We start from the raw sequence: 243 nt of genomic DNA on the forward strand, positions 1-243 counted from the left end.
CCCTTACGGGGAATTGGGTAATACGACTTGTCTTTTTATATCTCGACTGACTGATTGGAGGAGTGTTTCAGTCCCCTTACGGGGAATTGGGTAATACGACTTATTTTTGTTTTGGTTTTAGCAGTTTTATTTGCCGTCGTTTCAGTCCCCTTACGGGGAATTGGGTAATACGACATCGTATCCGGAATTATGTATCGTCGTGAAGTTCGGCGAGTTTCAGTCCCCTTACGGGGAATTGGGTAA

It is taken from the genome of Megasphaera sp. MJR8396C, from assembly GCF_001546855.1.
Classification (GTDB): domain Bacteria; phylum Bacillota; class Negativicutes; order Veillonellales; family Megasphaeraceae; genus Megasphaera.